This is a genomic window from Rhodococcus sp. NPDC006774, assembly GCF_040636045.1.
Classification (GTDB): Bacteria; Actinomycetota; Actinomycetes; order Mycobacteriales; family Mycobacteriaceae; genus Rhodococcoides.
In genome coordinates this window covers 286,388-311,619 of record NZ_JBEYIW010000001.1, presented here as the reverse complement: position 1 = coordinate 311,619, position 25,232 = coordinate 286,388, and the positions used below count along the sequence as shown (strand labels likewise).

At 63.9% G+C, this 25,232-nt stretch carries 27 protein-coding genes; 16 read left to right on the top strand and 11 right to left on the bottom strand.

What is annotated here, in order from left to right:
* The first annotated feature begins 92 nt into the window (after positions 1-92).
* Entirely contained in the window at positions 93-1,508 is a 1,416-nt protein-coding gene (gene lpdA, locus ABZ677_RS01580) for a dihydrolipoyl dehydrogenase (RefSeq protein ID WP_037186801.1), read from the top strand.
* Positions 1,509-1,586: 78 nt separating this feature from the next.
* On the opposite strand, the gene ABZ677_RS01575 is transcribed toward lpdA, so the two are convergent.
* Positions 1,587-2,636 carry a M48 family metallopeptidase gene (locus ABZ677_RS01575; protein WP_358366309.1) on the bottom strand — a complete coding sequence of 350 codons (1,050 nt, stop codon included), beginning with the start codon at positions 2,634-2,636 and terminating at the stop codon, positions 1,587-1,589.
* A gap of 237 nt (positions 2,637-2,873) precedes the next feature.
* Between ABZ677_RS01575 and ABZ677_RS01570 the strand changes: the two genes are divergently transcribed.
* The 9 genes from ABZ677_RS01570 to ABZ677_RS01530 all read left to right on the top strand — a co-directional run bounded on the left by ABZ677_RS01570 (position 2,874) and on the right by ABZ677_RS01530 (position 11,266).
* Positions 2,874-3,677 (top strand): ABC transporter permease, encoded by an 804-nt coding sequence (locus tag ABZ677_RS01570; RefSeq protein WP_243608572.1) that lies wholly within the window; start codon positions 2,874-2,876, stop codon positions 3,675-3,677.
* Between the two features lie 94 nt (positions 3,678-3,771).
* Positions 3,772-4,551 carry an ABC transporter permease gene (locus ABZ677_RS01565; RefSeq protein WP_243608718.1) on the top strand — a complete coding sequence of 260 codons (780 nt, stop codon included), beginning with the start codon at positions 3,772-3,774 and terminating at the stop codon, positions 4,549-4,551.
* Between the two features lie 2 nt (positions 4,552-4,553).
* The gene (locus ABZ677_RS01560; protein ID WP_243608571.1) at positions 4,554-5,591 is read left to right on the top strand and encodes an MlaD family protein; all 1,038 of its coding nucleotides are present in this window, start codon (positions 4,554-4,556) and stop codon (positions 5,589-5,591) included.
* Positions 5,588-6,595 (top strand): MCE family protein, encoded by a 1,008-nt coding sequence (locus ABZ677_RS01555; RefSeq protein ID WP_243608570.1) that lies wholly within the window; start codon positions 5,588-5,590, stop codon positions 6,593-6,595. Before ABZ677_RS01560 ends, ABZ677_RS01555 begins: the two co-directional genes overlap by 4 nt.
* On the top strand, positions 6,592-7,602 hold the full coding sequence (locus ABZ677_RS01550; protein WP_243608569.1) for an MlaD family protein: 1,011 nt from the start codon (positions 6,592-6,594) through the stop codon (positions 7,600-7,602). The genes ABZ677_RS01555 and ABZ677_RS01550 overlap by 4 nt, the downstream gene beginning before the upstream one ends.
* Positions 7,602-8,711, top strand: coding sequence for an MCE family protein (locus ABZ677_RS01545; RefSeq protein WP_243608568.1), 1,110 nt, complete (start codon positions 7,602-7,604; stop codon positions 8,709-8,711). The genes ABZ677_RS01550 and ABZ677_RS01545 overlap by 1 nt, the downstream gene beginning before the upstream one ends.
* A complete protein-coding gene (locus ABZ677_RS01540) occupies positions 8,702-9,736 on the top strand; it encodes an MlaD family protein (protein ID WP_358366308.1) in 1,035 nt (344 codons plus the stop codon). Before ABZ677_RS01545 ends, ABZ677_RS01540 begins: the two co-directional genes overlap by 10 nt.
* Complete coding sequence (locus ABZ677_RS01535) at positions 9,733-10,677, top strand: MlaD family protein (RefSeq protein ID WP_358366307.1); 945 nt, start codon at positions 9,733-9,735, stop codon at positions 10,675-10,677. The genes ABZ677_RS01540 and ABZ677_RS01535 overlap by 4 nt, the downstream gene beginning before the upstream one ends.
* A gap of 16 nt (positions 10,678-10,693) precedes the next feature.
* A complete protein-coding gene (locus tag ABZ677_RS01530; RefSeq protein ID WP_335741690.1) occupies positions 10,694-11,266 on the top strand; it encodes a hypothetical protein in 573 nt (190 codons plus the stop codon).
* A gap of 7 nt (positions 11,267-11,273) precedes the next feature.
* Here ABZ677_RS01530 and ABZ677_RS01525 read toward each other — a convergent pair whose 3' ends face one another.
* Both ABZ677_RS01525 and ABZ677_RS01520 read right to left on the bottom strand, forming a co-directional pair.
* Entirely contained in the window at positions 11,274-12,041 is a 768-nt protein-coding gene (locus tag ABZ677_RS01525) for a methyltransferase domain-containing protein (protein ID WP_358366306.1), read from the bottom strand.
* Entirely contained in the window at positions 12,038-12,598 is a 561-nt protein-coding gene (locus ABZ677_RS01520) for a carboxymuconolactone decarboxylase family protein (protein WP_243596510.1), read from the bottom strand. Before ABZ677_RS01520 ends, ABZ677_RS01525 begins: the two co-directional genes overlap by 4 nt.
* A gap of 91 nt (positions 12,599-12,689) precedes the next feature.
* Here ABZ677_RS01520 and ABZ677_RS01515 point away from each other — a divergent pair, with 91 nt between their 5' ends.
* On the top strand, positions 12,690-13,610 hold the full coding sequence (locus ABZ677_RS01515; protein ID WP_243608563.1) for an iron-siderophore ABC transporter substrate-binding protein: 921 nt from the start codon (positions 12,690-12,692) through the stop codon (positions 13,608-13,610).
* Between the two features lie 6 nt (positions 13,611-13,616).
* Here ABZ677_RS01515 and ABZ677_RS01510 read toward each other — a convergent pair whose 3' ends face one another.
* The 6 genes from ABZ677_RS01510 to urtA all read right to left on the bottom strand — a co-directional run bounded on the left by ABZ677_RS01510 (position 13,617) and on the right by urtA (position 19,149).
* The gene (locus ABZ677_RS01510) at positions 13,617-14,285 is read right to left on the bottom strand and encodes a GntR family transcriptional regulator (protein WP_308198473.1); all 669 of its coding nucleotides are present in this window, start codon (positions 14,283-14,285) and stop codon (positions 13,617-13,619) included.
* Between the two features lie 11 nt (positions 14,286-14,296).
* Positions 14,297-14,989 (bottom strand): urea ABC transporter ATP-binding subunit UrtE, encoded by a 693-nt coding sequence (urtE, locus tag ABZ677_RS01505; RefSeq protein ID WP_243596508.1) that lies wholly within the window; start codon positions 14,987-14,989, stop codon positions 14,297-14,299.
* The gene (gene urtD / locus ABZ677_RS01500; protein ID WP_243608562.1) at positions 14,982-15,812 is read right to left on the bottom strand and encodes an urea ABC transporter ATP-binding protein UrtD; all 831 of its coding nucleotides are present in this window, start codon (positions 15,810-15,812) and stop codon (positions 14,982-14,984) included. Before urtD ends, urtE begins: the two co-directional genes overlap by 8 nt.
* The gene (gene urtC, locus ABZ677_RS01495; RefSeq protein ID WP_243608561.1) at positions 15,809-16,900 is read right to left on the bottom strand and encodes an urea ABC transporter permease subunit UrtC; all 1,092 of its coding nucleotides are present in this window, start codon (positions 16,898-16,900) and stop codon (positions 15,809-15,811) included. Before urtC ends, urtD begins: the two co-directional genes overlap by 4 nt.
* Entirely contained in the window at positions 16,897-17,781 is an 885-nt protein-coding gene (urtB, locus tag ABZ677_RS01490) for an urea ABC transporter permease subunit UrtB (protein ID WP_243608560.1), read from the bottom strand. Before urtB ends, urtC begins: the two co-directional genes overlap by 4 nt.
* Before the next feature lie 90 nt (positions 17,782-17,871).
* Positions 17,872-19,149 (bottom strand): urea ABC transporter substrate-binding protein, encoded by a 1,278-nt coding sequence (gene urtA, locus ABZ677_RS01485; RefSeq protein WP_243608559.1) that lies wholly within the window; start codon positions 19,147-19,149, stop codon positions 17,872-17,874.
* Positions 19,150-19,328: 179 nt separating this feature from the next.
* Here urtA and ABZ677_RS01480 point away from each other — a divergent pair, with 179 nt between their 5' ends.
* The 5 genes from ABZ677_RS01480 (at position 19,329) to ABZ677_RS01460 (ending at position 22,837) form a co-directional block, all read left to right on the top strand.
* Positions 19,329-19,541 (top strand): helix-turn-helix transcriptional regulator, encoded by a 213-nt coding sequence (locus ABZ677_RS01480; protein ID WP_341440360.1) that lies wholly within the window; start codon positions 19,329-19,331, stop codon positions 19,539-19,541.
* Positions 19,538-20,065 carry a hypothetical protein gene (locus ABZ677_RS01475; protein WP_243596502.1) on the top strand — a complete coding sequence of 176 codons (528 nt, stop codon included), beginning with the start codon at positions 19,538-19,540 and terminating at the stop codon, positions 20,063-20,065. The genes ABZ677_RS01480 and ABZ677_RS01475 overlap by 4 nt, the downstream gene beginning before the upstream one ends.
* A gap of 321 nt (positions 20,066-20,386) precedes the next feature.
* Positions 20,387-20,713 (top strand): hypothetical protein, encoded by a 327-nt coding sequence (locus tag ABZ677_RS01470; RefSeq protein ID WP_243608556.1) that lies wholly within the window; start codon positions 20,387-20,389, stop codon positions 20,711-20,713.
* Between the two features lie 126 nt (positions 20,714-20,839).
* Positions 20,840-22,051, top strand: a complete 1,212-nt coding sequence (locus ABZ677_RS01465; protein ID WP_358366305.1) for an MFS transporter — start codon at positions 20,840-20,842, stop codon at positions 22,049-22,051.
* 18 nt (positions 22,052-22,069) lie between these two features.
* Positions 22,070-22,837, top strand: a complete 768-nt coding sequence (locus ABZ677_RS01460) for a MerR family transcriptional regulator (protein ID WP_243596499.1) — start codon at positions 22,070-22,072, stop codon at positions 22,835-22,837.
* 19 nt (positions 22,838-22,856) lie between these two features.
* On the opposite strand, the gene ABZ677_RS01455 is transcribed toward ABZ677_RS01460, so the two are convergent.
* Both ABZ677_RS01455 and ABZ677_RS01450 read right to left on the bottom strand, forming a co-directional pair.
* On the bottom strand, positions 22,857-24,374 hold the full coding sequence (locus ABZ677_RS01455; RefSeq protein WP_243596498.1) for an APC family permease: 1,518 nt from the start codon (positions 24,372-24,374) through the stop codon (positions 22,857-22,859).
* Positions 24,367-25,221 (bottom strand): universal stress protein, encoded by an 855-nt coding sequence (locus tag ABZ677_RS01450; protein ID WP_243596497.1) that lies wholly within the window; start codon positions 25,219-25,221, stop codon positions 24,367-24,369. Before ABZ677_RS01450 ends, ABZ677_RS01455 begins: the two co-directional genes overlap by 8 nt.
* Positions 25,222-25,232: the final 11 nt, after the last annotated feature.

The following is a 25,232-nucleotide window of genomic DNA, read 5'->3' as shown; positions in this document are numbered from 1 at the left end:
GCAGTCGGGGTGGTCGGCGCTCGCGTGGCTACCGGCTGGTAACGAAGACCAGGTCGAGACAGCGTCGGACGGCACGACTACGCTGGGGACTCGTGACCTCACACTATGACGTCGTTGTCCTCGGAGCCGGTCCCGGTGGGTACGTCGCTGCTATCCGCGCGGCACAACTCGGACTCAGCACTGCCATCATCGAGAAGAAGTATTGGGGCGGTGTGTGCCTGAACGTCGGCTGCATCCCCTCGAAGGCACTTCTCCGTAACGCCGAGCTGGCGCACCTCTTCACCAAAGAGGCGAAGCTGTTCGGCATCTCGGGCGAAGCATCCTTCGACTTCGGCGCAGCGTTCGATCGGAGCCGCAAGGTTGCCGACGGCCGCGTCAAGGGCATCCACTTCCTGATGAAGAAGAACAAGATCCCCGAGTACGACGGCAAGGGCACGTTCACCGATGCCAACACCATCGAGGTCGAGCTGACCAAGGGTGGCACCGAGACGATCACGTTCGACAACGCGATCATCGCGACGGGCAGCACCACCAAGCTGCTTCCCGGCACCGAACTGAGCAAGAACGTCGTCACGTACGAAGAGCAGATCATGACGAAGGACCTGCCGGGTTCGATCCTCATCGTCGGTGCCGGTGCCATCGGCATGGAGTTCGGGTACGTGCTCAAGAACTACGGAGTCGACGTCACCATCGTCGAGTTCCTCGATCGGGCGCTTCCCAACGAGGACAAGGACGTCTCGAAGGAAATCGAGAAGCAGTACAAGAAGCTCGGCGTCAAGGTCATCACCGGCGCAGGCGTGCAGAGCATCGACGACGACGGCTCCAAGGTCACCGTCGCGATCAAGCACAACAAGTCCGGTGAGAGCGAGACCTTCACCGTCGACAAGGTGATGCAGTCCGTCGGCTTCGCGCCCCGCGTCGAAGGATTCGGCCTCGAGAAGACCGGCGTCGAGCTCACCGATCGCGGTGCCATCGGCATCACCAACACGATGCAGACGAACGTGCCGCACATCTACGCCATCGGCGACGTCACGGCCAAGCTCCAGCTTGCCCACGTGGCCGAGGCCCAGGCTGTCGTTGCTGCCGAAACCATCGGCGGCGCAGAGACATTGCCGATCGACGACTACCGCATGATGCCGCGCGCGACGTTCTGCCAGCCGCAGGTCGCGAGCTTCGGCCTCACCGAGGACCAGGCCCGCGAAGAGGCTCAGGCCCGCGGGTCCGACATCAAGGTCGCGAACTTCCCGTTCGCCGCCAACGGCAAGGCACACGGACTGGGCGACGCCACCGGCTTCGTCAAGCTCATCGCCGACACCGAGCACGGCGAACTGCTCGGTGGACACCTGATCGGACCGGACGTGTCCGAGCTGCTGCCCGAGCTGACCCTGGCCCAGAAGTGGGACCTGACGGTCAACGAGCTCGCCCGCAACGTCCACACGCACCCGACGCTGTCGGAGGCACTGCAGGAAGCGATCCACGGCCTCGCGGGCCACATGATCAACTTCTGATCTCTGCCGTACGACGAGAACGGCGGCGACCACTTCGGTGGTCGCCGCCGTCTGTCGTTCATGGGTTCTGTTCTGGTGCTACGACTTTCGCCAGTGATCGAAGCGACCCTTGATGTCCGACGCCACGTCGCCGATTCCGTTGCCGACGGCGTCGACCGCGCCGGTGAAGCCGCTGCCGAAATCGCGGATCGTCCGGACCAACGGATCCTCCGAGGTATCGAAACCGGCCTTGTACGAGCGAGCGGCAGTGCGGAATTCCTCGGACGGCCTTGCCTCGTGGTCGGTGGACCTGCGCGGGTAGTCCCCGCGCAACACTGCCGCGTAGTCGCCGCTGTCGACCCATTTCTTCAACTCGGCGGCCCGTAGCACCGAGAACGGGTGCGAGAGGAGTTCGAGGTTGAGCAGCTTGAGTACGCCGTCGCGCAGATCCCCACTGGCCTCGTACTCGGCGGCCTGAGCGAGGAACGCGTCGACGTCGATTTCGCTGATGCGGGCACCGCCCGCCAACTTGAGTTGCACGCTGATCGCAGTGTGCACATCTTGCCCGCACAGCAAACCCGCTCTGTCGCCGGACAATTCGGATTTGCGCTGCCATTCCATCAGTCCGGCGATGACCGCGCGCAGGGCCCAGCCGCCCACCGGCACCCAGCCGACGGTGCCGGCCAGACGCATCAGATGCATGAGCACTGTGCGGTACACCGCGTGACCGGACAACGCGTGACCGAGTTCGTGACCGACCACGAACCGCTGCTCCTCGTAGGTCATGATGTCGAGCATTCCGGTGGTCAGGACGATGAACGGGCGGTCCATTCCGATGGTGAACGCGTTGACCATCGGCGACTGAACCACGAAGAGTTCGGGTGTTTCCTCGGCACCGAGAATCTGCACGCAGTCGCTACGTAGGTCGTTCAGATCCTTGAACTGCCGCTCGTCGACGCGTACCGCAGTCGCGAGGTACATCAGCCGATGCTGCCGTTCGCGCAGCAGCCCGGACAGCGTGCGCAGAACGGTGTCGAAGCCCTTGAGGGTGCGGAGGGTGACCAGCGCGGCTCGATCCGACGGGTGTTCCCATGTGCGCGAACTGATGTCGGGGAATTCGATGCGGGTGCGATCCGGGGCGGATGTCAATCTGTTCTCCCAGCGTCGATGAAAATCCAAAGTATCAGTAAAAGCGGGGCATGCGGTCCGAACTCGAAGCCGATCACCGTGCCGAGCCCTGATCGACTCACCGGAAGTCTGTGATCAGTCATAGCCCACCAAGTGATGAAAACGTCACTTGGTCGTTTGTCGGCTGGTAGTTTTCGTTTTCTGCGCGAGGGGAGTCGCGCCGAACACGAGCTGGGGGGTGGGGAATTGTCGTCGCCGATGTCGACGCTCGCACGCGTCAGCGGCGGGGTTTCCGGTGGATTCAGGACGTTCGGTCGAACTCTGGAGCTGGGCGTGCTGGCCTTCGTTCACCTCGCGCGAGATATCGTCACGCTGCGTCATCCGTGGCGTGACACCATCGACCAGGCCTGGTTCGTCGTCACCGTCACGGTGGTTCCAGCAGTACTGGTATCGATTCCGTTCGGCGTCATCGTGTCCGTCCAGGTCGGCAGTCTCGCCGATCAGATCGGCGCGACGTCCATCGCAGGAGCAGCAGGTGGCCTCGGGGTGATCCGCCAAGGCGCCCCGATCGTTGCGGCGCTGTTGCTGGGCGGTGCCGCAGGCGCGGCGGTCGCTGCCGATCTGGGGGCACGCACCATCCGTGACGAGATCGACGCGTTGTCGACGATGGGAATCGACCCGGTTCGCAGGCTTGTCGCGCCGCGGCTGGCAGCGATCCTTCTGGTGGCACCGTTCCTGTGCATCCTCATCATCTTCATGGGCTTGGCCGCGGGCTATGCGATCAACGTCGGCTTTCAGAGTGGGACACCCGGAAGCTACATCAGCTCGTTCGCATCCTTCGCCTCGGTGGCGGACCTCGTCGTAGCCCTGGTGAAGACCGAGATATTCGGCGTCATTGTCATCGTCGTCGCCTGCCATCGCGGGTTGTCCGCCGCCCACGGACCCCGCGGGGTCGCGAACGCGGTCAACGCCTCCGTGGTGCTCGGTGTCGTGTCCGCGTTCACCGTCAACGTCGTGATCACGCAGGTGGTCGCGATGTTCATGCCACAGAAGTTGGGCTGAGATGGCGACCCCTTCTCGCTACACCGTGCACGGCACCGCTCACCTCATCCGCAGTGCCAGGTATCTCGGACGCAAACCGTTCGATGTACTCGAAATGTTGGGTCATCAACTGACGTTCTGCGTCAAGGTGCTTGCCGCGATACCACATACCGTCCGCTCCTACCGGCGGCAGATGCTGCTCATCCTCAGTGACATCACCTGGGGCAGTGGGAAATTGATCGTCGGTGGCGGGACGGTGTCGGTCCTCGTCGTGCTGGGTGTCGCGGTGGGGGCGTCCGTCGGAATCGAAGGATTCAATTCCCTCGGCATGGTGGGGATGGAGCCGTTGACCGGTTTCATCTCGGCATACGCCAGCACTCGCGAACTGGCCCCGATGATCGCGGCCATCGGATTCGCGACGCAGGCAGGATGCCGGATGACGGCCGAGATCGGCGCGATGCGTATCTCCGAAGAGATCGATGCACTCGAAGCTCAAGGGATACAGTCGATGCCGTTCGTCGTGACCACCCGGGTCATCGCGGGAATCGTCACGATCGTGCCGCTCTATCTGCTGACGCTCATTCTGAGCTACCTGTCGTGCGCCGTGGTGGTTCGCGTGGTCGGCGGACAGTCGTCCGGCACATACGACCACTATTTCAGTGCATTCCTGCAGCCGCTCGACGTTCTCTTCTCGCTGCTCAAAGCCGCGGTGTTCGTCGTGACGATCATCCTGATCCACGGCTATCAGGGTTACTACGCCTCGGGCGGTCCGGAAGGTGTCGGCCGTGCGTCGGGACGCGCCATCAGAGCCAGCCTCGTCGCGGTGGTGGTACTGGACATGATCATGACGTTGGTCCTGTGGGGATTCGACTCGGGCATAAGGATTTCGGGGTAGAGATGGCAGTGTTCGACGATCTGACGGGTCGATCGGCCGGTCCCGCCGCGCTCCGTGTGCGCGGACTGGCGGTTGCCGTGGTCGTGGCCGTATTCGCCGGCGGCCTCACCGCGTATGCGCGCGGGGCCTTCGAGTCGCCCTTCGAGTTGACGCTCGATGCAGCGTCGGTCGGGGACGGGCTGACCCCCGGGTCGGAGGTGAAATTCCGTGGTCTGTCGATCGGCACCGTGGACCACATCGAGACGATCGGCTTCGGCCATCAGAGGCTGGAACTCGAGATCGATCCGAGTCAGGCGGGCGAGCTCACCGACACGATGCAGGCCCAGTTCTCGTCCTCGAACGTATTCGGTTCCACGGCAATCGAATTGCTGTCGGATGGAACGGGCAATCGACTCGCCGACAATTCGACTCTCGAAGTGTCGGCAGACCTGCGGGGCGCAACGGTGACCGGAGTGTTCCGGCGAGTCGCCGACCTCACCGAGGTTCTCGACACTCAGCAGGTGCAGGACCTGCTGGATCTCTTGGCGAACACGTCGGTCGAGGTGAGCCGAAATCTGAAGCCGTTCTTCGACACTGCACAGATGATGGCGAACAACCAGATCGATCCGTTGGACTGGAAGCTGCATCGTGGTGCAGAGCTGGGTGAGGGAATCGGCAATCTGATCCCGCCGCTGCTCGATCTGGTGGTGGGAGTGGTGGACAAGAGCGTGTACGTCGAGGCACCCGCCGACAGGGCGAGGACCATCGCGGCCAACGACGGCCTCAGTGATCAGTTGCTCGTTCCGGTGGGCGACCTGCTGAAGAAGAACAATCCGGACCTGGCTCCGCTGCTGTCGACCGTACTGGATCTGCTGGTGCCCATCACCGCGTCGATCGGCACGTTCGCGCCCAGCTACAACCGGGTTCCGCAGGTGCTCGACGGCATCTCCGACGCTTTCCCCGTCGTCGACGGGAAGCCGCAGTTGCAACTCGACCTGATCGTCGAGACCATGCCCAATCTGGCCGGAGCCGTTGCCGCACACGAGGAGGCGAACCGGTGAAGAAAGTAGCGGGCCCGGCCGTCAAACTGCTCGCCTTCTTCACGGTGACTGCGGTGTGTGCGGTGATCATCGTCGCCGCTCTTCGAACCCCGGTCAGTGGTCCGCTCTCGTCCTACGGCGCGGAGTTCGGCGATGTGTCGGGGTTGTACGTCGGTGACGACGTGCGTATGTCCGGGGTGCAGATCGGCAAGGTCTCGTCGGTCGAACTGGACGGAGCCGTTGCCCGAGTCGGATTCGAGATCGAAGGCCGGCGACCGATCTTCGTCGACACACAGGCTGCCGTCCGCTATCAGAATCTCCTGGGGCAGCGATATGTCGAGCTGATCCAGAAGGACGCGGCCTCCGGTGCCCCGCTTGCGGCCGACGAGACGATACCGCTCGATCGGACGATCCCATCGTTCGACATCTCCACTCTGTTCAACGGTTTCGAGCCGATCTTCGACACTCTCGACACCGCACAGCTCAATCAGTTCACGGAGAACATTCTCCGCATGGTGCAGGGTGACGGTTCCGGACTCGCTCCCGTGCTCCGCGATGTGGACCGAATCACCCAGTTCGCCGTTCAGCGAGAGTCGATCATCGGACTCCTGATCGACAATCTCGGCCAGATCTCGGACTCGATCGGCGGGCAGTCGGCGGCGGTGGCCGATCTCCTCGAACAGCTGCATGGTCTGGTGTCGCGACTGAGCACCCAGATGGATGGCGTGCTGGCCTCGCTGGATCAGGCGAACTACGGACTCGGGCCACTGGTCGGCTTGCTGGAGGGCCTGCAAGATGCGTACGACAACAGCTACGCGCCGGTCGACGGAGCGCTGCGACGGTTGCTACCGCAGACCGATCAGGTGACCGAGTTGCTCGCGCTCACCCCGTCACTGTTGACGGGGCTCAACGCGAGCATTCCCGAGCCGGGTGCCCAGACCTACTCCTGCAGTCAAGGCCGACAGGACATCCCGGGTATCGGACAGATAGTGCTCGGCGGACAAAATTTGGTGGTGTGCAAATGACACGCGTGGTTCGCAAGGGCGTTCGCGACGAGCAGTCGGAGAACAAGACGCATTTCTTCTGGGGTGCGGTCGGTGTCGCGTTCGCCGTGGTGCTCGTTCTCGTTGCCGCTGCCCTGTACACGATCCCGCTCGGCGAGCGGACGTACACCGCAGAGTTCGGCTCGGCGGCCGGGGTGAAGGCCGGCGACGACGTCAGGATCGCCGGTATCTCGGTCGGTTCGGTACGCTCGGTTCGGCTGGCAGGTGCACATGTCGACGTCCAATTCAGTGTCGACTCCGAGGTTTTCGTGGGCGACGCCTCGACCCTGACGGTGAAGTTGCTGACCCCCATCGGGGGCCACTACGTGATGCTCACCTCGCACGGTGACGACGAACTCGGGTCGGCACCGATCCCACCGGAACGGGTCGAACTGCCCTACGAATTGTCCGACGCGATTCAACAGGCAACACCGTTGGTCCGCGACATCGACGGGCCGACGTTGCGACAGACGGTGGCCGAGTTGGACCGGGCCGTCAGTACACAGCCACAGTCGACGCGGGCCATCGTGGACAATCTGTCCTCGCTCACCGACGTGATCGCCACCCGCACCGACCAACTCGAACGCGGGCTCGTGGTGTCGGACGAGTACGTCGGTGCGTTGGCCGCCGACCGTGTCATGCTCACCGAACTCGTACGCGAGCTCGGCACCTTGACCAAAGGATTCGGCGACAAGCGCGCAGAGGTCGTCAGTGCCTTCGACCTCCTCGGCAGACTCTTCGAGCTCTTCCACCGCCCAGTGGTCGCCTTCGAGAAGGGGCTGGAGCCGTCGATCGTCCAGCTCGAAGAGATCACGCAGAAGCTCTTCGCGCAGCTGGGTGATGTCGACGGGGCGATCACGACCATGAAAGAAAGCGCGGACGGCCTGTCCGCTCTGATCGGCGGTGGTGAAGGCCCTGTCGTCGATCGGTCACAGGACACGGTCGTCGGTGTCGGCGTGTGTATTCCGTTGCCGGGGAGGGTGTGCTGATGAACCGCCGATCGCTACGGATCGCCGTGGCGGCGGCCGTCGTCGTGACGCTCGTCGGCTCGGTCGCGTCCGCGACCGCTGTCATCGACACCGGCACGAGCACTTCCTCGATGTGTGCCGAGTTCACCGACACGGTCGGTCTGTACGAGGGTAATTCGGTCATGATGCTCGGCGTGGTCGTCGGAACGGTGACGCACATCGAAATCACCGACACCGCGGTGCTGGTCACGATGGATGTCGACGGTGGCCTCCGGCTGCCCGCCGGGGTGGGGGCAGTGACACTGTCGAATTCGATCGTCACCGACCGCCACGTGGAATTCACGCAGCCGTACACCGACGGCCTGGAGTTCGATCGGTCGAGCTGTATTCCGTTGGAACGCACCAGAACACCGCTGGGGATCAGCGACACGCTCGACGCCGTGTCCGGGCTGGCGTCGGACCTGCTCGGTCCGGCGGACGCCGAGGGCAATCACGAGCAGATCCTGGGCGACACACTGCGTTCGGTCGACGGTTCGCTGCGTGGCTCCGGAAACCAGCTCAACGACAGTCTTCGACAATTGGCTCAGCTGGTCGGCGATCCGGCCGACCGGGATACCACCGTGCGTCGACTGATCGACAATCTCGACGGTCTGATCGACACGTTCGTGGTGAGCTGGCCCGAGGTGGCGAAGCTGCTCGACAATCTGAAGCGGGGAATGATCACACTGTCGGAATTCACCCAAGCCTTCGGGACCACAGTCGCTTTGACCACCGAGTTCATTCCGCCACTGGCGCGCAACGTCGCGAAGTACGACGACAAGGTCTACGCATTTCTCGACCAGGTGGTGCCGGTGGTCGATGTACTCCTCGGGCGGGTGGGCGACATCAAGGACATCCTCGAACAGGTGCCGACCATAGGCGAGAACTTGATGACGATGTACGACAACGATTCCAAGAGCGGGCGCGTGATCTATCACCCGCCGCAATTCGAGATCGATACCAACTCTCCCAACGAGGTCTGCGCTCTGCTCAACCAGTACAGACCGACGTGCTCGACGGACCAGCAACGAGGCGACGTCATCGATGTCGGATTGGTGCAGCTGATCCTCGGTTCGGCGGGATGGCGATGAGGCGCGCGCTCACCGGCCTGTGCTGTGTTGCGTTGCTGTCGGCGTGCAGCATCGATCCCGCCGACCTTCCGATACCCGGTAGCTATGTCGCGGGCGACAAGTACTCTCTGCGAATCGAATTCGCGAGCGTGCTCAATCTTCCGGAGAAGGCGAAGGTCATCGTCGAGGGCGTCGACGCGGGCGTTCTCGACGCCGTCGAGTTGGTGGGTTCGACTGCTGTCGCGACGGTGGACCTGTCCGCCGATGTTCAGCTACACACCGATACCGTCGCCGAGCTTCGACAGTCGTCGATTCTGGGCGAGATCTACATTTCGCTGCAGCCACCGGCCGATTCGTCCGGCTCGGGATCGAGCTCCGGCGGGCCCTACCTTCGCGACGGTGACGTGATTCCCGTGGAACGAACCGTGCCGGCCGACAATGTCGAGGACGTGCTGCGCGGACTGTCGAACATCGTGACCGGCGGCCATTACGTCCAACTGCAGGAAGCGGTGAACAACGTCAACGCCGCGATTCCTCCCGATCAGGCCGAGGTCGACAAGATCAACCTCGCAACGAGGGCCGCGCTCACCGATATCGGCGACAACACCGGGGACATCGATCGGATACTCGGTGCTGCGGAAAGTGTCTCGAATACTGTTGTGAAACAACGTGATGGAGTCGAGCGCGTCCTCGAGCTCGGCCCGAGACGTTCGGGAGGGTTGTCCGAGGTTCTGTTCAGCGTCGTCCACATGATCTTCAGCCTGGGGTACATGTCACAGCACGTCGGGGACGTACTGTCGGGCCCGTATCCGGAGCTGAAGGATGCTGTGGACATCATCGCGCCTGCGTTGATCACCATCGCGAATGCCGACTCGTCGGTGCCGATGAACGTGGACAAGGCCAATACCCTGCTCAGAGAGCGATTGATCCCGTACTTCCAGTCGACGCCGAACATCGCAGTGCGATCGGTGTCTGCAGACGGAGGGCCGAGTGCGCGCGCGGACGACATGATCGGGATCCTGCGCGGGATAGGAATTGTCCGATGAAGCCGGGCGCACTGGTCTCGCTCGTCGCACTCGTGGTGATGACGGTCGCCAGTGTCGGATACCTGACCGTCGGTGTCCTCGACATCGATCCGACTCGAACGACGAACCGTGTCGTGGTTCGGATGGAGTCCTCCGGCGGACTGATGGACACCTCGCAGGTCACCTCACGCGGGATCCAGGTCGGTCGGGTCGAGTCGATCGCCGTGGTGCCGGGCGGGTTGGACGTCACTCTCGGTCTCGATGCAGACCATCGCATCCCTGCAGATTCCGAGGTGGTCGTGGCGAACCTCTCTGCCGCCGGCGAGCAGTATCTCGATCTTCGCCCTCGCAGCACCGGAGGCCCGTATCTCACGGACGGAGACGCGCTCGGTAGTGAGCAGGTTCGTGCATCGGTCACCGTCAGTGAGGCGCTCGGCCTCGGCGATGCCCTTGCCTCGCAACTCGATACGAACGCGCTGAAAGGCCTGACGGAGACCGCATCGGCCGCTGTCGACGGTCGTGAAGGCGACGTCGACCGCCTGGTCGATGCATTCCGATTCCTGGCAGCGACGTTGCGCGACAAGAGCGGCGAGATTCGTCGACTGTACGACAACGCTCAGCAGGCCGGGCGCAACGCATACGGATACGGGCCGGTCATGACCGACGCGGCGCCGTGGGTCGGCGCGACGGGCGACGGGGTGGCCAACTTGCTCGAGGGCTTCAACGAATACTCGTACGTCGGCGCGGATGTCTGGGACGATCCACTCGGGCAGATCACCCCGAAGATCGATCAGTACCTGACGCCTCTGTCCCCTGATCTTGCGCTGATTGCAACGCTTCTGAAGCCGTACACCGCACCCATCAAACCGATGCGGGTCGACGCCGGGTCCATCGTCGACGTACTACAGACCGTCTTTCCTCCCGGCGGGCCGGCAAAGCTTTCCGTAGAAATTCCGAACTGATTGGAGCTACCCCCTCATGGTCGAGACAGACGCAGCCGAGGCGAAAACAGCAGTGCCCGAGGACAAGGCAGCAACAGTGCCCGAGGGCTCCAGACGGCACCGGATTCGGTGGCCGGTGGTCGCAGCAGCAGTACCGGGTGTGGTGCTTGCGGTGGTCTTCGGCGTGCTATGGCATTCTGCAACAGGCGATCTCGCTGCCGAGCGTGAACAACAACAGGACCGGCAGATGGCGGTGAACACGGCGACCGAGTACACCGCGCGGTCGTTGACCTACGACTACCGCAATCTCGACGCCTTCTTTCAGGGTGTCGACCAGGGGGCATCGCAGTCCCTGCGGGACAGGTACGACGGGGTCCGCGAGGCGCTGACGGCGATCATGAACGAGTCGCAGGTGGTGGCGACCGGCGAGGTCCTTTCGGCAGCAATCGATTCCGAGTCCGGTGGCGAATACAAGGTGGCGGTGTTCGCGCAACAGACGACGCAGAACGTGCAGCAGCCCGACCCGGGGAAGGTGCCCAACCTTCTGCTGGTGACGGTCACCGATCAGGACGGGCAGTGGATCGTCAGCGACTACGGACCCAAGACCTGAGACTTCGTCACTGGGCCTTGGTGGCACTGACGAACTGGGCCAATCCCCGGACGTCGTGCTGAATCTCGGTCAGTCCCGATGCCTCGAACACGTCGACGAACAGGTTCTTCGGAAACATCCGCACGCCCGCCAGGCCGGTTCCGAAGCCGACGACGGTGCCCAGCGGGGCCGGACGAGGCTCGCAGCTGGTCATGATCGCGATGCGTCCACCCGGGCGGACGACGCGAATCAACTCGTCCAGCACTGTCATGGGCTTCGGAACGAGATACAGTGCGGCATAACAACATACGGCATCGAATGCGTCATCGGAGTACGGCAGATGGGCAGCGTCTCCGCGTACGTACGCCGCACGTGGTCCTCGATTGTCCGCCACGGCGCGGGCGATCATCGCCTCGGAGATGTCGAACCCGACGGCGAGGCCGTCGTCGGTGAGAGCGTCGGAGAGAAACCTGGTGAAGTTGCCGGGGCCGCAGGCGACGTCGAGCACGCGCTGGGGGCCGTGCAATCGCAGGTCGGCAACGGCTTTGTCCCGTTCGGCCGCCATCGACATGCCCGCGATTCCCATCATGGACACCCCGAACGGACGCCACAGTTTCTCGTAGATGGCTGCCACCACGCGGTTGTTCATCGCGATGCTGGCCGGCGACGGGTTCGGTGCGGGCACGTCCGGCAGCAGTTCGACGTAGCCGCCGTCGGTGCGCGCCAGCTCGCGCAGCGTCGCCGGCTCGATCATGGCGAGCGCGCGGTGCAGCGCGGTCTCGGCTGACTCGCTCATGGGCGCGGTGGCCGGTCGCCGTAATCCCGCTCGACCCGCAGGGTCGCGAGAGTGGTTGCCAGGCCGTCGTACTGGGTGACCAACAGGACGAATTCGATCAGTCGCCGTTCATCGAACTGGGTGGCGAGTTCGGCCCAGGTCGCGTCGGAGAGAATCTTGGTGGCGACGAGTTCGTCGACCGCTGTCAGGATGGTCCGATACCGCGTCGACAGCCCCGGTGCATCGGGTCCGGTCTTGATCAGCTCGAGCAGATCCCGGTCGATGCCCGCCCGCTTACCCAACCGGATGTGATGGTCCATCTCGTACGCGGAATCGCGGAGGTGCGCCACGCGGAGGATCACCATTTCGGATTCCTTGCGCGAGATGCGACCGCCGGGCATCAGATGGCCGCTGTAGAACAGCCACGCTCGGTAGAGACCGCCGGTGCGCCCGAGGGTGGTGAACAGGTGCGGATTGGGCACCCCGGCACCTTTGGCGATCACCTTGCAGATGACCCAGTTGACGGGCCCCAGAGTTTTGGCGGTACCGGACGGAATGCGTGGTGTGGTCACAGCCACACCGTACCGACTGCGCGGCCGGGCGTCACCGGGATGTAGAAGGGTAGGCTACCCTCTTTATGATTACGCACAATTCCCCCTCGGAGGACCCTTGACGAAGTCCCATGCCCGCATCACGGCCCTCACCCTCACCATCGCCGCCCTCGGTGTGGCTGCGACGGCGTGTTCGTCCACCGACGCCACCTCCGACGGTGCCGGCGCGACGCGATCGATCGAGACCGTCCGGGGAACGGTCGACGTTCCCGAGACCCCGCTGCGCATCGTCACCCTCGAGCCGGTCGAGCTCGACACCACCGTCGCCCTCGGCGTCGTGCCCGTCGGTACCGCAGTGCTCAGCGAGGCAAGCGGCGTGCCGTCGTACCTCGGTACCGAAGCGGCGAACATCGCGACCGTCGGTACGGTTGCCGAACCGACGATCGAGGACATCGCGGCCCTGCAACCGGATCTCATCCTGGGCACGGAGACTCGCCACGCCGAGTACCACGACCAACTCGCCGCCATTGCTCCGACGGTGTTCATGGCATCGCAGTCGGACCCGTGGCGCGACAACGTCCGGTTCGTCGGACGCACTCTCGGCAAGGAGGAGAAGGCGGAGGAACTGCTCACCGCCTACGAAGATCGGTGTGCCGAGATCGCCGAGAAGCACGACACCGCGGGGAAGACCGCACAGTTGATTCGCCCCCGCGCAGGCGAACTGACCCTGTACGGGCCGACGTCGTTCGCCGGGAGCACCCTCGAGTGCGCAGGCTTCATGACTCCGCCGAGACCGGAATGGGCCGAGGAGATCTCGGTCGACCTCTCGCCCGAGCTGGCGGCCGAGGCGGCTGCGAATCTGATCGTCGTCACCGCCTCCGACCCGTCGGACCCCGCAGCGATTCCGGCGTCGATCACCGCCAACGCTGCGGTACTGCCGAATCCGCACGCGGTGGACCTGTCCTACTGGATCACCGGCGTCGGGCCGATGGGCGGGCAGACCGTGCTCGATGACATCGATCGGATTCTCTCGGAGTAAACCGACTCACATCCGGACCGCACCCGCCAACGCAGCAGCTTGCTCGGCCCGCTCGACAACTCGGTCGCGTGAGGAATCGATATGTGCCAGTAGCAGTTCCAGTGCCGAGTCCAGTGTCCCCGCCAAGACGCGTTCGACGATATCGATGTGTTGATCGATGGCCGAGACGACGGCTGCGGCGTCGAGTCCGCCGAGTATCCGGACCGGACGCACCTTCGCGTTGACGGTGCACAGCGCCTCGGTCAGAGCCGGGTTACCCGAGGCAGCCAGCAGTGTGACGTGGAAGTTCTCGTCCAGGGACACCAGATCGTCGGTGGTGTCGGGTGGGTCGGCCCGCAAACCGACCCAGGTGTCCAACAGATTCGACAGCGACGACCGATCGACCGGGTGCGACATCGATCGAGTGATGCCGCGGGCTTCGAGGGTGGAGCGTAGCTCGTACAGATCGGGCAGGTCGCCGATTCGGGGGCGATAGGCGTGCAGACCGGCGTCGTCGCGGGTGACGAGGCCGTCGGCCTGCAATCGCGCCAGCGCCTCACGCACCGGAGTGCGCGAGACCCCGTACAGCTCGGCGAGACGCTCCTCGCCGAGCCGTTCCATGGAGCCGATGGCACCGGAGATCAGATCCCGGCGCAGTGACGAATAGACCTTCTCGCGAAGGTCCTTGCGCGGCACGACGTATCCGGTCAGATCGCCATGGCCGCGCGGACGTCCGCCTCGGACTCGGTACCGCCGACACCGGTGGACGTGATTCGGCCGGCCTCGAGGATGTAGTAGTTCTGTGCCGACTCGAGGGCGAAGCCGATGTGCTGCTCCACCAACAACACTCCGAGACCACCGCGACGGGTGAGCTCGAGAATGGTGCGTTCGATCTCGGCGACGACCGACGGCTGGATACCCTCGGTCGGCTCGTCGAGTATCAGCATTCGCGGCTCGGTGATCAGTGCCCGGGCGATCGCGAGCTGCTGGCGTTGACCACCCGAGAGCAATCCCGCTCTGCGACCGAGCAATTCCTTCAACGCCGGAAAGAGATCGAGTGCCTCGTCGACGAGAGCTTTACCGCGCTTGCGACCGTCGGCGACGACCTGCAGATTCTCGGCCGTGGTCAACTGGCCGAACGACTGCTGGCCCTGCGGCACGTACGCGAGTCCGCGGGCAACCCGGGCGCTCGGACGCAACGCACTCACGTCCTCACCGTCGAACATGACCTTGCCGGAATTGACCTTCAGCAATCCGACCGCTGCCCGCAGCAGAGTGGTCTTGCCCGCACCGTTGTGTCCCATCACGGCGGCGACACCGTCGGCCGGAACCGTCAGCGATGCACCGTGAATCACTTCGCTGCGGCCGTAACCGGTACGCACATCCACCAGTTCAAGCATGACCGGCTCCCTCTTCTGCTATCTGATCGAGTTCCTCGCCCGCAGCCGCGGTGCCGAGATAGACCTCTTGGACCTTCGGATCTGCCTGCACCTCGGCCACCGTGCCCTCGGCCAGGACCCGTCCGGCGGCCAACACCGTCACCGAGGTGGCGAACATGCGCATGAAGTCCATGTCGTGCTCGACCACCACCACGGTCCGCTCACCGCCGATGCGCTGCAGCAGCTGGCCGGTTTCCTCGCGTTCCTCGTGACTCATGCCGGCGACCGGCTCGTCGAGCAGAAGTACGTCGGCGTTCTGTACCAACAACATTCCGATCTCGAGCCACTGCTTCTGACCGTGCGCGAGAATTCCCGCGGGCTTGTCTCGCTCGGCCGTCAGGCCGATGGTCTCGAGGGCCTCCTCGATCTGGGGGAGCACCGATCCTCGACGACGCAACATCGTCAGCACGGACCGTCCGGACCCGGCGGCGATATCGAGGTTCTGCAACACCGTCAGATTCTCGAAGATGCTGGCGGTCTGGAAGGTTCGACCGATGCCGAGGCGCGCGATCTGATGCACCTTCTTGCCGAGCAGTTCCACGCCGGACTTGGTGACCGAGCCGGTGGCCGGGACGAGGCCGGTGATGGCGTCGATCAGCGTGGTCTTACCGGCACCGTTGGGCCCGATGAGGAAACGCAGATCGCCCTGCATGAGCGTCAGATCGACGTTGGTGTTGGCCTTGAAGCCGTCGAAACTGACTGTCAGATCGCGTACTTCGAGGTACTGACTCGACATGCCGGCGTTGCCGCCGAACGTGGGGTGCGGGCCTTCGACATGAATCATCGCGTCAGTTCCTTCTCTGGCTCTTCACTCGGTTCGGGGACCGGTTCGAGTTCCTTCTTTCGTTTGCGCAGTGCGAACAGTCCGGCGATACCGGCGGGGAAGAACCCGACGACCACCACGAACAGCAGACCCTGCGCGTACGTCCAGCCCGACGGGAACTGCTCGGACAGTGTGGTCTGCGCCCAGGCGACGCCCAGTGCACCGAGGACCGGACCGAGCAGCGTGGTGCGACCGCCGATGGCGACACCGATGAGGAATGCGATGGACGGGACGATGCCGACGTCGTTGGGGGAGATGATGCCGACGATCGGAACGAACAGTGCCCCGGCGAGACCCGCGAAGAACGCCGCGGCCACGTAGGCCACGATCTTGACGTTGGCGGGGTCGTATCCGAGGAACCGCACCCGCTCCTCCTGATCGCGCACCGCCACCAGCAGTTCGCCGTAGCGCGAGTACATCAGTTGGCGGGTGATGGCCACGACGGCGAGCAGTACACCTGCGGCGATGAAGAACAGCATCTGCTTGTTGGCGGGGTCGTTGAGGTTGAACCCGAAGAACGTGCGAAACCTGTTGAGCCCGTTGGAGCCGCCCGTGGTCTGCTGGCCGATGAGCAGAATGGCGAACGCGGCGGCGAGTGCCTGGCTGAGGATCGCGAAGTACGCGCCCTTGACCCGACGCTTGAACACGCCGAGACCGAGCACCAGTGCCACCAGGGCCGGTACGAACAGGATGCCCAGGATCGTGGTGATCGGTGAGGTGAACGGCACCCAGTACGAGGGCAGTTCGCGAATTCCGGCGATCGACATGAAGTCCGGTACGTCGTCACCACGCAGATCGGCGTCGGAGATCTTCAGGTGCATGGCCATGATGTAGGCACCGATGCCGAAGAAGACGCCCTGACCGAGGGTGAGCATTCCGCCTCGACCCCAGGCCAATCCGATTCCGACCGCCACGATCGCGTAGCAGATGAACTTGCCGAGTAGGTTCAGCCGGAAGTCGCTGAGGACGGCAGGAGCGACGGCGAACAACAGGATCGCGGCGATCGCGAATCCCAGTAGGGCACCGCGCTTGGCGATGAACTCGCTCATACCAGGCTCCTTGTCTTGACGGCGAACAAGCCTTGCGGGCGGGCCTGCAGGAAGATCACGATGAGCACGAACACGATGACCTTGGCGATCGACGCCGTGGTGCTGTACTCGATGAACGAGTTGAGAATTCCGAGAGCGAAGGCCGCGATGACGGCACCCTTGATCTGGCCGAGGCCACCGACGACGACCACCAGGAAGGCGTCGATCAGATAGCTCTGTCCCACAGTGGAACTGGTGGAGCCGATGAGGGTGAGCGCCACGCCCGCAACACCGGCGAGACCGGAGCCGAGGAAGAACGTCGAGATGTCCGTCCTACGGCTCGAGATGCCCGAGGTCTCCGCGAGATCGCGGTTCTGGACCACCGCGCGGATGCGTCGACCCATGGCGGTCTTCTTCAGTGCTATCGACAGCGCGAGAACGGCGACGATCGCGAGGACGAGAATGAAAATTCGGGTCTTGGGAACCACGGCACCGAGGATGTCGACCCCGCCGCTCAGCCATTCCGGCGACACGACGTTGACCGCGGGTGCGCCGAAGATGTCGCGAGCGAGCTGTTGCAGGATGAGCCCGACGCCGAACGTGACGAGCAGGGTGTCGAGTGGTCGGTGGTACATGCGTTGAATCAGCGTGACCTCCAACAACACTCCCATCGCACCGCCGACGAGAAAGCCGACGATCAGCGAGATGAACAGTGATGCGCCGCCGGTGGAGACGATCTGCTGAACGACGTAGGCCGTGTACGAGCCGGCCATGATGAACTCGCCGTGCGCCATGTTGATGACGCCCATCTGACCGAACGTCAGTGATAGCCCGAGGGCGGCGAGGAGAAGAATGGATCCGATCGACAAGCCGGTGAACAACTGTCCGATCACGACGTCCATGGGGGAGCTCCTTCGATGGTGCCTACGGCAGTGGTGCGGTTAGGTGCCCCATAGGGCGCTCAACCGCACCACTGCCGGAGGCACTCTGGGTCAGTTGAGGTCGGAGGCCCAGTCGTAGGTCTCGAGGAACGGGTCGGGTGCAATCGCTTCGGGGGACTCCCACACCGTGTAGATCAGTCCGTCGGCGCGAATCTCACCGATGCGGGCAGTCTTGGAGATGTGGTGGTTGTCGCCGTCGATGACGACCTCGCCCTCGGGAGCGGCGAAGCTGACTCCGTCGGCCGCGGCCTGAATGTCCGATACCGCAAAGGAATCGGCTTTCTCGACGGTGTTCTTCCACAGGTAGACCGAGGTGTAGGCCGCTTCCATGGGGTCCGAGGTGGGCTTGTTGGCGCCGTACTTGGCCTTGTAGTCGGCGACGAACTTACTGTTCTCCGGAGTGTCGACGGTCTGGTAGTAGTTCCAGGCGGTCAGCTGGCCCTCGATGTTGGCGGCTCCGATTCCCGCCACTTCCTCCTCGGCGATGGAGACCGAGATGACCGGCATGTCAGCAGCTTTGAGGCCGGCGTTGGTGTACTCGCGGAAGAACGCGACGTTCGAGTCTCCGTTGAGCGTGTTGAACACCGCGTCGGCGTCGGCCGAGCGAACCTTGTTGACGATGGTGGAGAAGTCGGTCGAGCCGAGCGGGGTGTAGTCCTCGCCCTTGATCTCGATACCGTTCGCGGCGGCGTATGCCTTGATCTCGCGGTTGGCGGTCTGTGGGAACACGTAGTCGCTGCCCACCAGGTACAGGGATGTGACTCCCTGTTCCTTCAAGTAGTCCAGGGCCGGAATGATCTGCTGGTTGGTGGTGGCACCGGTGTAGAAGATGTTGTCCGACGCCTCGAGTCCCTCGTACTGCACGGGGTAGTAGAGGAGCGCGTCGTTGTCCTCGAACACAGGCAGCATCGCCTTGCGTGACGACGAGGTCCAGCCGCCGAAAACCGCTGCGACACAGTCGCTGCTGATCAACTTCTCGGCTTTCTCGGCGAACACCGTCGGCTCGGACGCGCCGTCCTCGGCGACGACCTCGATCTGCTTGCCGTTGACTCCGCCCGCTGCGTTGATCTGCTCGACGGCCAGTGCGATCGAATCACGCACTGTCACTTCGCTGATCGCCATCGTGCCGGACAGGGAGTTGAGCGAGCCGACCTTGATGGTGTCGCCGGAGGTGTCGACACACGAGGTCGCCGAACCGCCCCCTCCTTCGGCGGAGGTGGTGTCGCTCGCCTTGCTCCCGCAGGCGGTGGCGACCAGGCTCAATGCAGCCAGTGCTGCGGGAACGACCATGACGCGCTTGACGGACATGCGCTTCGAGACAGCAGGCATCTACGGCCCTTTCGGAGGTTTGTATACGGAGATGTATTCGCGATTGCGAACAGTAAAGGGCCGTTATTGCGTAGGTATGTTCTGCGGTGACGAGTCTGTTTCCCGCGTTACGTGGACGTAAATGCACACCGATGACAAGTGTGCTTGACATTTTATGACAAGCGGAGTTGACTTTTGCCATGCCCGGAACCAACAACGTTCGCGAGCATCGCAAACAGGCACGCATCACCCAGGCCGAACTCGGCACCATCTGCGGGGTGAGTCGTCAGAGCATCGTCTCCGTCGAAGGCGGCGACTACGCGCCGAGCGTCTACCTGGCACTGCGATTGGCCCGCGCACTCGATACGACGGTGGAAACACTGTTCGGAGACGAAGGAGAGTCAACATCATGAGCGCATTCGTCAGAGCCGCTCGATTCGTCGGAGATCTCGACGACGACTTCTACGCCGACGAGCTGCAACGCGACATCTGGAACGAGGCCTCGGCCGTCGGATTCCAGTCGTTGCTGTGGATCGGACTGATCTCAGGCGCGATATTGCCCTACGCGGCGGGAGTCACCGGGGCGTGGATTGCGATCGGGATCATCGTCGCGTTGATCGTCGTGGCCTACGTGGTGATCGGATTCGCCCGAGCTCGGGGCATCGACATGTACACGGTGCAGAAGCTTCGGCGGCCGCGGACGGCGATCGCCGGCGTTCTGTATCTCTTGGGCTTCGGCGGTGCCCTGGTGCGATTGCTCGTTCAGGGCAGCGACATCGGTGTGTCGACCTGGATCGGGGTGGCTGCCGGAGCAACTCTGGGAGCCACGGCCGCGGCGGTCGGTGTCGAAGGACACCGGCGTCGGCGGAGAAACGCCGAGCTCGCCGCCGAGAAGGTCGAACTACAGGGCTTCGATGAAACGGACCGACCTCAGTAATCGGAAGGCATGCGAACGGTCTTACACGGCGAAAGGATACGTAAAGGTCTCGGTTCGAACGGTCCGTTCGCAGATCCACGGCGCGGGGGGTATGTTCTGACCGATGACATCGCGATTCCCTGGTGTCTGCGGCTGTTGGTGGGCTGGTCGGAGGCGGGTTCGTAACGCGGACGGTTACGCCCCCGATGTAAAGAGAGGCTCGGGTCGAGGCCGATGACGACGTGCGAAACCAATCCGTTATCCATCGCGCCACGAAGCACCAACGAGACCACGTCGGACGTTCACCTTCGGGTGAAGCACGCTAACAGGGAAGTCGAGGCCGTGCGCAAAGACAAGAGCTACCTCAGACTCGTCGGGTCGAGCACGCCGCAGCCCACCATCGAGGCTCTCGGCGGGCCGAAGACCATCACGGTCCACGTAGACAACGTTCTACCAGGGCAGATGTGCGAGGTCCTGCACAACGGCATGCTGTCGCTGAGTCACCGCGTCGTCGTGGAAGACAGCGCCACCAGTGTCACCATCACCACGTTCAACCTCAAGCAGGGTGAATACAACGTCTCGCTGCGACTGGACGGACGCCTGGACTGCGTGACCGAAGCGCAGACCGTCGTCGTCGGTGAGCAGTTCGAGGTTCGACGCAGCTCGTAATACCTCTGCCCGATATGGAGTGAATGCCGCCGCCCCGCCCGACGGTTGATGCGCCGTCACCGTGTCGTGGCCCGTCTGGCACTTTCATCTTGACCTTGACGCAACGTCAATCGTGATGATCGAGTCATGAACCGCATCCGTCTTGCTGTCCCGCTGTACATCGGTGGCGCGTCGTTGTCACTGTTCGGCAACTCGGCCATCACGATCGTCCTGCCCTGGTTGGTGCTGGCCACGACCGGAAGCCTGTCGTCGGCAGGCCTGATCGCCGCGGCGGCAGGTATCGCTGCGGTACCGGCAACGTTTGCCGGTGGTCGGCTGATCGACCGGTTCGGGGCACGCAACGTGGCCGTCGCCTCCGATCTCGGCAGCGCGGCCGCAGTGCTCGGCCTGATCGTGGTGAGTGCGACGGTGGGATTGTCGGTGCCATGGTTCGTGGTGCTGGCAGTCGCAGGCGCTGTCTTCGATGTTCCGGGGATGACAGCTCGCCAGGCAATGCTCGCCGACGTCGCGTCGATCTCGGGAACGTCGGTCACGACAGTGGCAGGGTTCTTTCAGACCGGCTTCTCGTTGGCGTTCCTGGCCGGACCGGCGCTGGCGGGTCTCCTGCTCAGCGTGCTGGATCCGATCGACGTCGTTGCCGTCACCGCCGCCTCGTCTGCTGCCGCTGCGGTGCTGACTGCGCTGGTTCCGGTCATGGGCCAGGCATTCGCGACTTCTGCCTCGGGGGCAGGCAGTGCCCTGCGCCTGATCCGTGCCACGCCCGCATTGCGGTCAATGCTGATCTTCGCGTTCCTCTCGAGCCTGGTCACCCCGCCGATGATCAGCCTGCTGTTGCCCGGTCACTTCAACGAGATCGGCGAACCCGGGCAGCTGGGCCTGGCCATGTCTGCGTTCGCCATCGGTGCCCTGGCAGGGTCGGCCCTGTTCGCTTTCCTGGCCGCTCGATCGCGACGGGCCACCTTCGTGACGGGAATGGCCGCGATGACGGCGGGCATCTGGCTGTTCGCACAGCTGCACGGTTTCTGGATCGTGGCGGCCGGGATGCTCGTGATGGGTCTCGGGTCGGGACTGTTCGGCCCGATCTGGAATGTCTACGTGGCCGAACGCGTCCCCGCAGACGTCCGGGGGCGCGTTCTCGGCTGGCTGAACATGGGCGGGCTCGTGGCCGGGCCGATGGGGCTGGGACTGATGTCGGTGGTGCTCGTCGGCGGTGATCTCGCTCTCGGGGCCGTCGTGATGGGAATCGGCTGGACCGCTGTCGCTGCCTATGCGGTGCTCAGTCCCGGTGCACGTGAGCTGACCGAACCGGTGCCGGACTCTGCCGGGGTGGACCGTTGATCGGCAAGAATGGTCGCCATGCTGCGTATCGGTGAGCTGGCATCCTATGTGGGAGTGACGACCCGAACCGTGCGGTTCTACCACCAGCAGGGGCTGTTGGACGAGCCGAAGCGCGACACCTCCGGTTACCGTCTGTACGACGGGGAAGCCGTGCTGAGGCTCTCCCGCGTCGTTGCTCTCGCCTCGGCCGGTGTGCCACTGGCGCGTGTCCACGATCTGCTCGACGCCTCGCAGGAATCACTCGACCTCGCCTTGGTCGACATCGACGCCGAGCTGAGCACCAGGATCGAACGGCTGGAGAAGGACCGCGACAGACTCAGGCTGCTGCGTGCCGGCGACGCGCTGGTCCTTCCCGATGTGATCGTCGGCCTGATCACGCATCTTCGCGAAGCGGGCATAGACTCCGCCGTCGTCGATCATTATCGCGATGCCTGGGTGCTGACGTATGCCGTCTACCGGCCCCGGCTCGATCCCTGGCTGGAGGAGTTCGGTGCCGTCATGCTCAGGGACCCGGACTATCTGGCACTGATGGTGCGCTCGTTTCGAGCTGCCGAGCTCGAACCCGATGACCCACGGATCCAGCAACTCGCGGACGACACGGTCGAATGGATGGTGAACGCCTGGGCCGGTGATGCCCTCGAGTGGTCGTTCGAGCGCGGTCTCGACGACCCCGCGGCCAACTCACTGCTCGCGGAGCAGTGGGCCGACCGGCCGGCCTGGGTGCGCGTCACCGAGCTGATCATGCACGGTCTGCAGGAGCGCGGCATCGAACACTCCCGACCCTGACGACGGCCGTCGCCGATCGTCAGTCTTCGACGATCAGGGACGGAGTATCGCGGCGGAGAATGTTGCCCTTGAAGAATTCCGGCTTGCGCAGTGCCACCACCGCCATGACCACCATGCCGAGAACGATGATGCCGACGCCGATGAGGAACACCATGCCGATACCGAACAGTGATGAGCCGCTACCGAATTCGGGGTCCCAGGCGTCGACCGAGGTCTGCACGAACACCACGGCCATGCCGACGCCGCCGAGGAGCGGGGCGAGGAATTTGAAGAAGAAGTTGCGGGTGCTGGTGAACAACTCTTCACGGAAATACCAGACACAGGCGAACGCCGTGATGCCGTAGTAGAAGCAGATCATCAGTCCGAGCGCGGCGATGGTGTCGGTGAGAACGTTGTCGCTCACCACTCGCATCACGGCGTAGAAGCCGGCCGACGCGCCGCCTGCCACGAGCGTCGCGAAGCCCGGAGTGCTGAATCGCGGTGTGATGGAGGCGAACCGCTTCGGTAGGGCCTGGTAGTGGCCCATCGCGAGCAACGTGCGGGCCGGCGAGATGAACGTGGCCTGCAGTGAACTGGCGGAGCTGCTCAACACGGCCAGGGACAGCAGGATCGCGAACGGACCCATCACCGGCCCGGCGAGGGCGGCGAACACGTTGTCGGTGGTGTCGGGGTTCTGCAGTCCGTTTCCGGTGTCGCCGGTGCCGGCGAAGAGCAGGGTGGCCACGGCGGTGAGCAAGTACAGAACGATGATGAAGAACACCGTGACCAGCGCGGCGCGGCCGGGAATCTTTGCGCTGCCCGAGGTTTCCTCGTTGACCGTCAGGCAGACGTCCCAACCCCAGTACATGAAGATCGACAGGGACAGGCCCGCCGTGAACGCGGAGAAGCTCGGGATGCCGAACGGGTCGAACCAGTCCAGGCCGAACGAGATGTCCTGGGCCCCCTCGCCCGAGCCCACCTTGACGAATGCCGCCACGATGAACCACGCCATCACCAGTAGCTGGAAGCCGAGCATCGTGTACTGGACGCGCTTGGTCTCCTGCATCCCGCGGTAGCAGAGCCACGCCGCCAATGCCATGAACACCAGACACGTGACGATGTTGACGAGCTTGTTCCCGGTCAGGTCGGCCAAGGAGTCGTTGCTGGTGACCTGGGCGAGAAAGAGATAGAAGAAGTCGACGGCCACTCCGGCCAGGTTCGAGAGCACGATGATGGTCGCCGCGATCAGGCCCCACCCGCCCATCCAGCCGACGTACGGGCCGAAGGCCTTCGACGCCCACGTGAACGACGTGCCGCTGTCGGGCTCGGCCGCGTTGAGCTCTCGATAGCCCAACGCCACCAACAACATCGGGATGAAGCCGACGATGAAGATCGCGGGCAGATGTACCCCGACCTCGGTGACCGTCGGCCCGAGCGACGCGGTGAGCGCGTACGCGGGTGCGATGGTCGAGATGCCCAGGACCACACTCGCCAGCAACCCGAGCTGGCCGGCGGACAGTCCCTTGGACTCGACGTCCACTACCTTGTGCTCATTCATCGCCGGCCTCTCTCGGAACAACGATCATCGGAACGGGAACGACCCGAAGCATCTTGGCGGCAACCGATCCCAGGAACAGGCGATGCGGCTGGGCGAGCCGAGACGAGCCCACCATCAACACGTCGCCGTCGTGCCAGTCGAGCGATGACACGGCCTTCTCGATGCCGGAGCCCTCCGCCACCCTCAACTGCACGTCCGATCCCTCGGGTAGTCCCGCTTGTACGGTGCGCAGCACCTCTTCGGCCTCGGCGAGACCTCCCGGTCCCCGTGCCGATTGCGGGTCTGCGGACACGAGGGAGAGTAGGCGAAGCGGCAACTCGGCGGTGACGGACAGGTCGGTGGCCGCGTCGACGAGTTCTGCTGCCCCCGGCCTGTTTCCGATGGCGCACGTGATCTCGCGAATGCGCTGCGGCGGCGAATGCCGATACCCCCGCGGAGCCAGCGCGAGGGGCACGTGCGCCACGTGCAGCAGATCGCTGGTGACGGTGCCGATCGAGTGGCGTCCGAGCAGACCGTCGCCGGCCGCCCCGACCACGATCATGTAGGCCTCGCATTCGTCGACACAGTCGAGCAGTCCCTGTGCGAACGACTCGTCGAACAGCAGGTGCGTACGCGCCTCCACGTCCTCGGGCACCATCTTCAGTGCCTCGGCCAGCCATTCGGTGGCCTGGTCGATCAAGATGTCGTCGTACCCCGCCTCGACAGGCGCTTTGGACGGCACCGGACGCTCCTGCGGCAGCACTAGAGCGATGTCCAGCGATGCTTGCAGAGAGCGGGCAAGGGTTGCGCCCAAGGCGATTCCGTCCGCGCCACTCGGTGTTGCCTGGTACCCCACGATCAGACGCATTTTCGGACCTT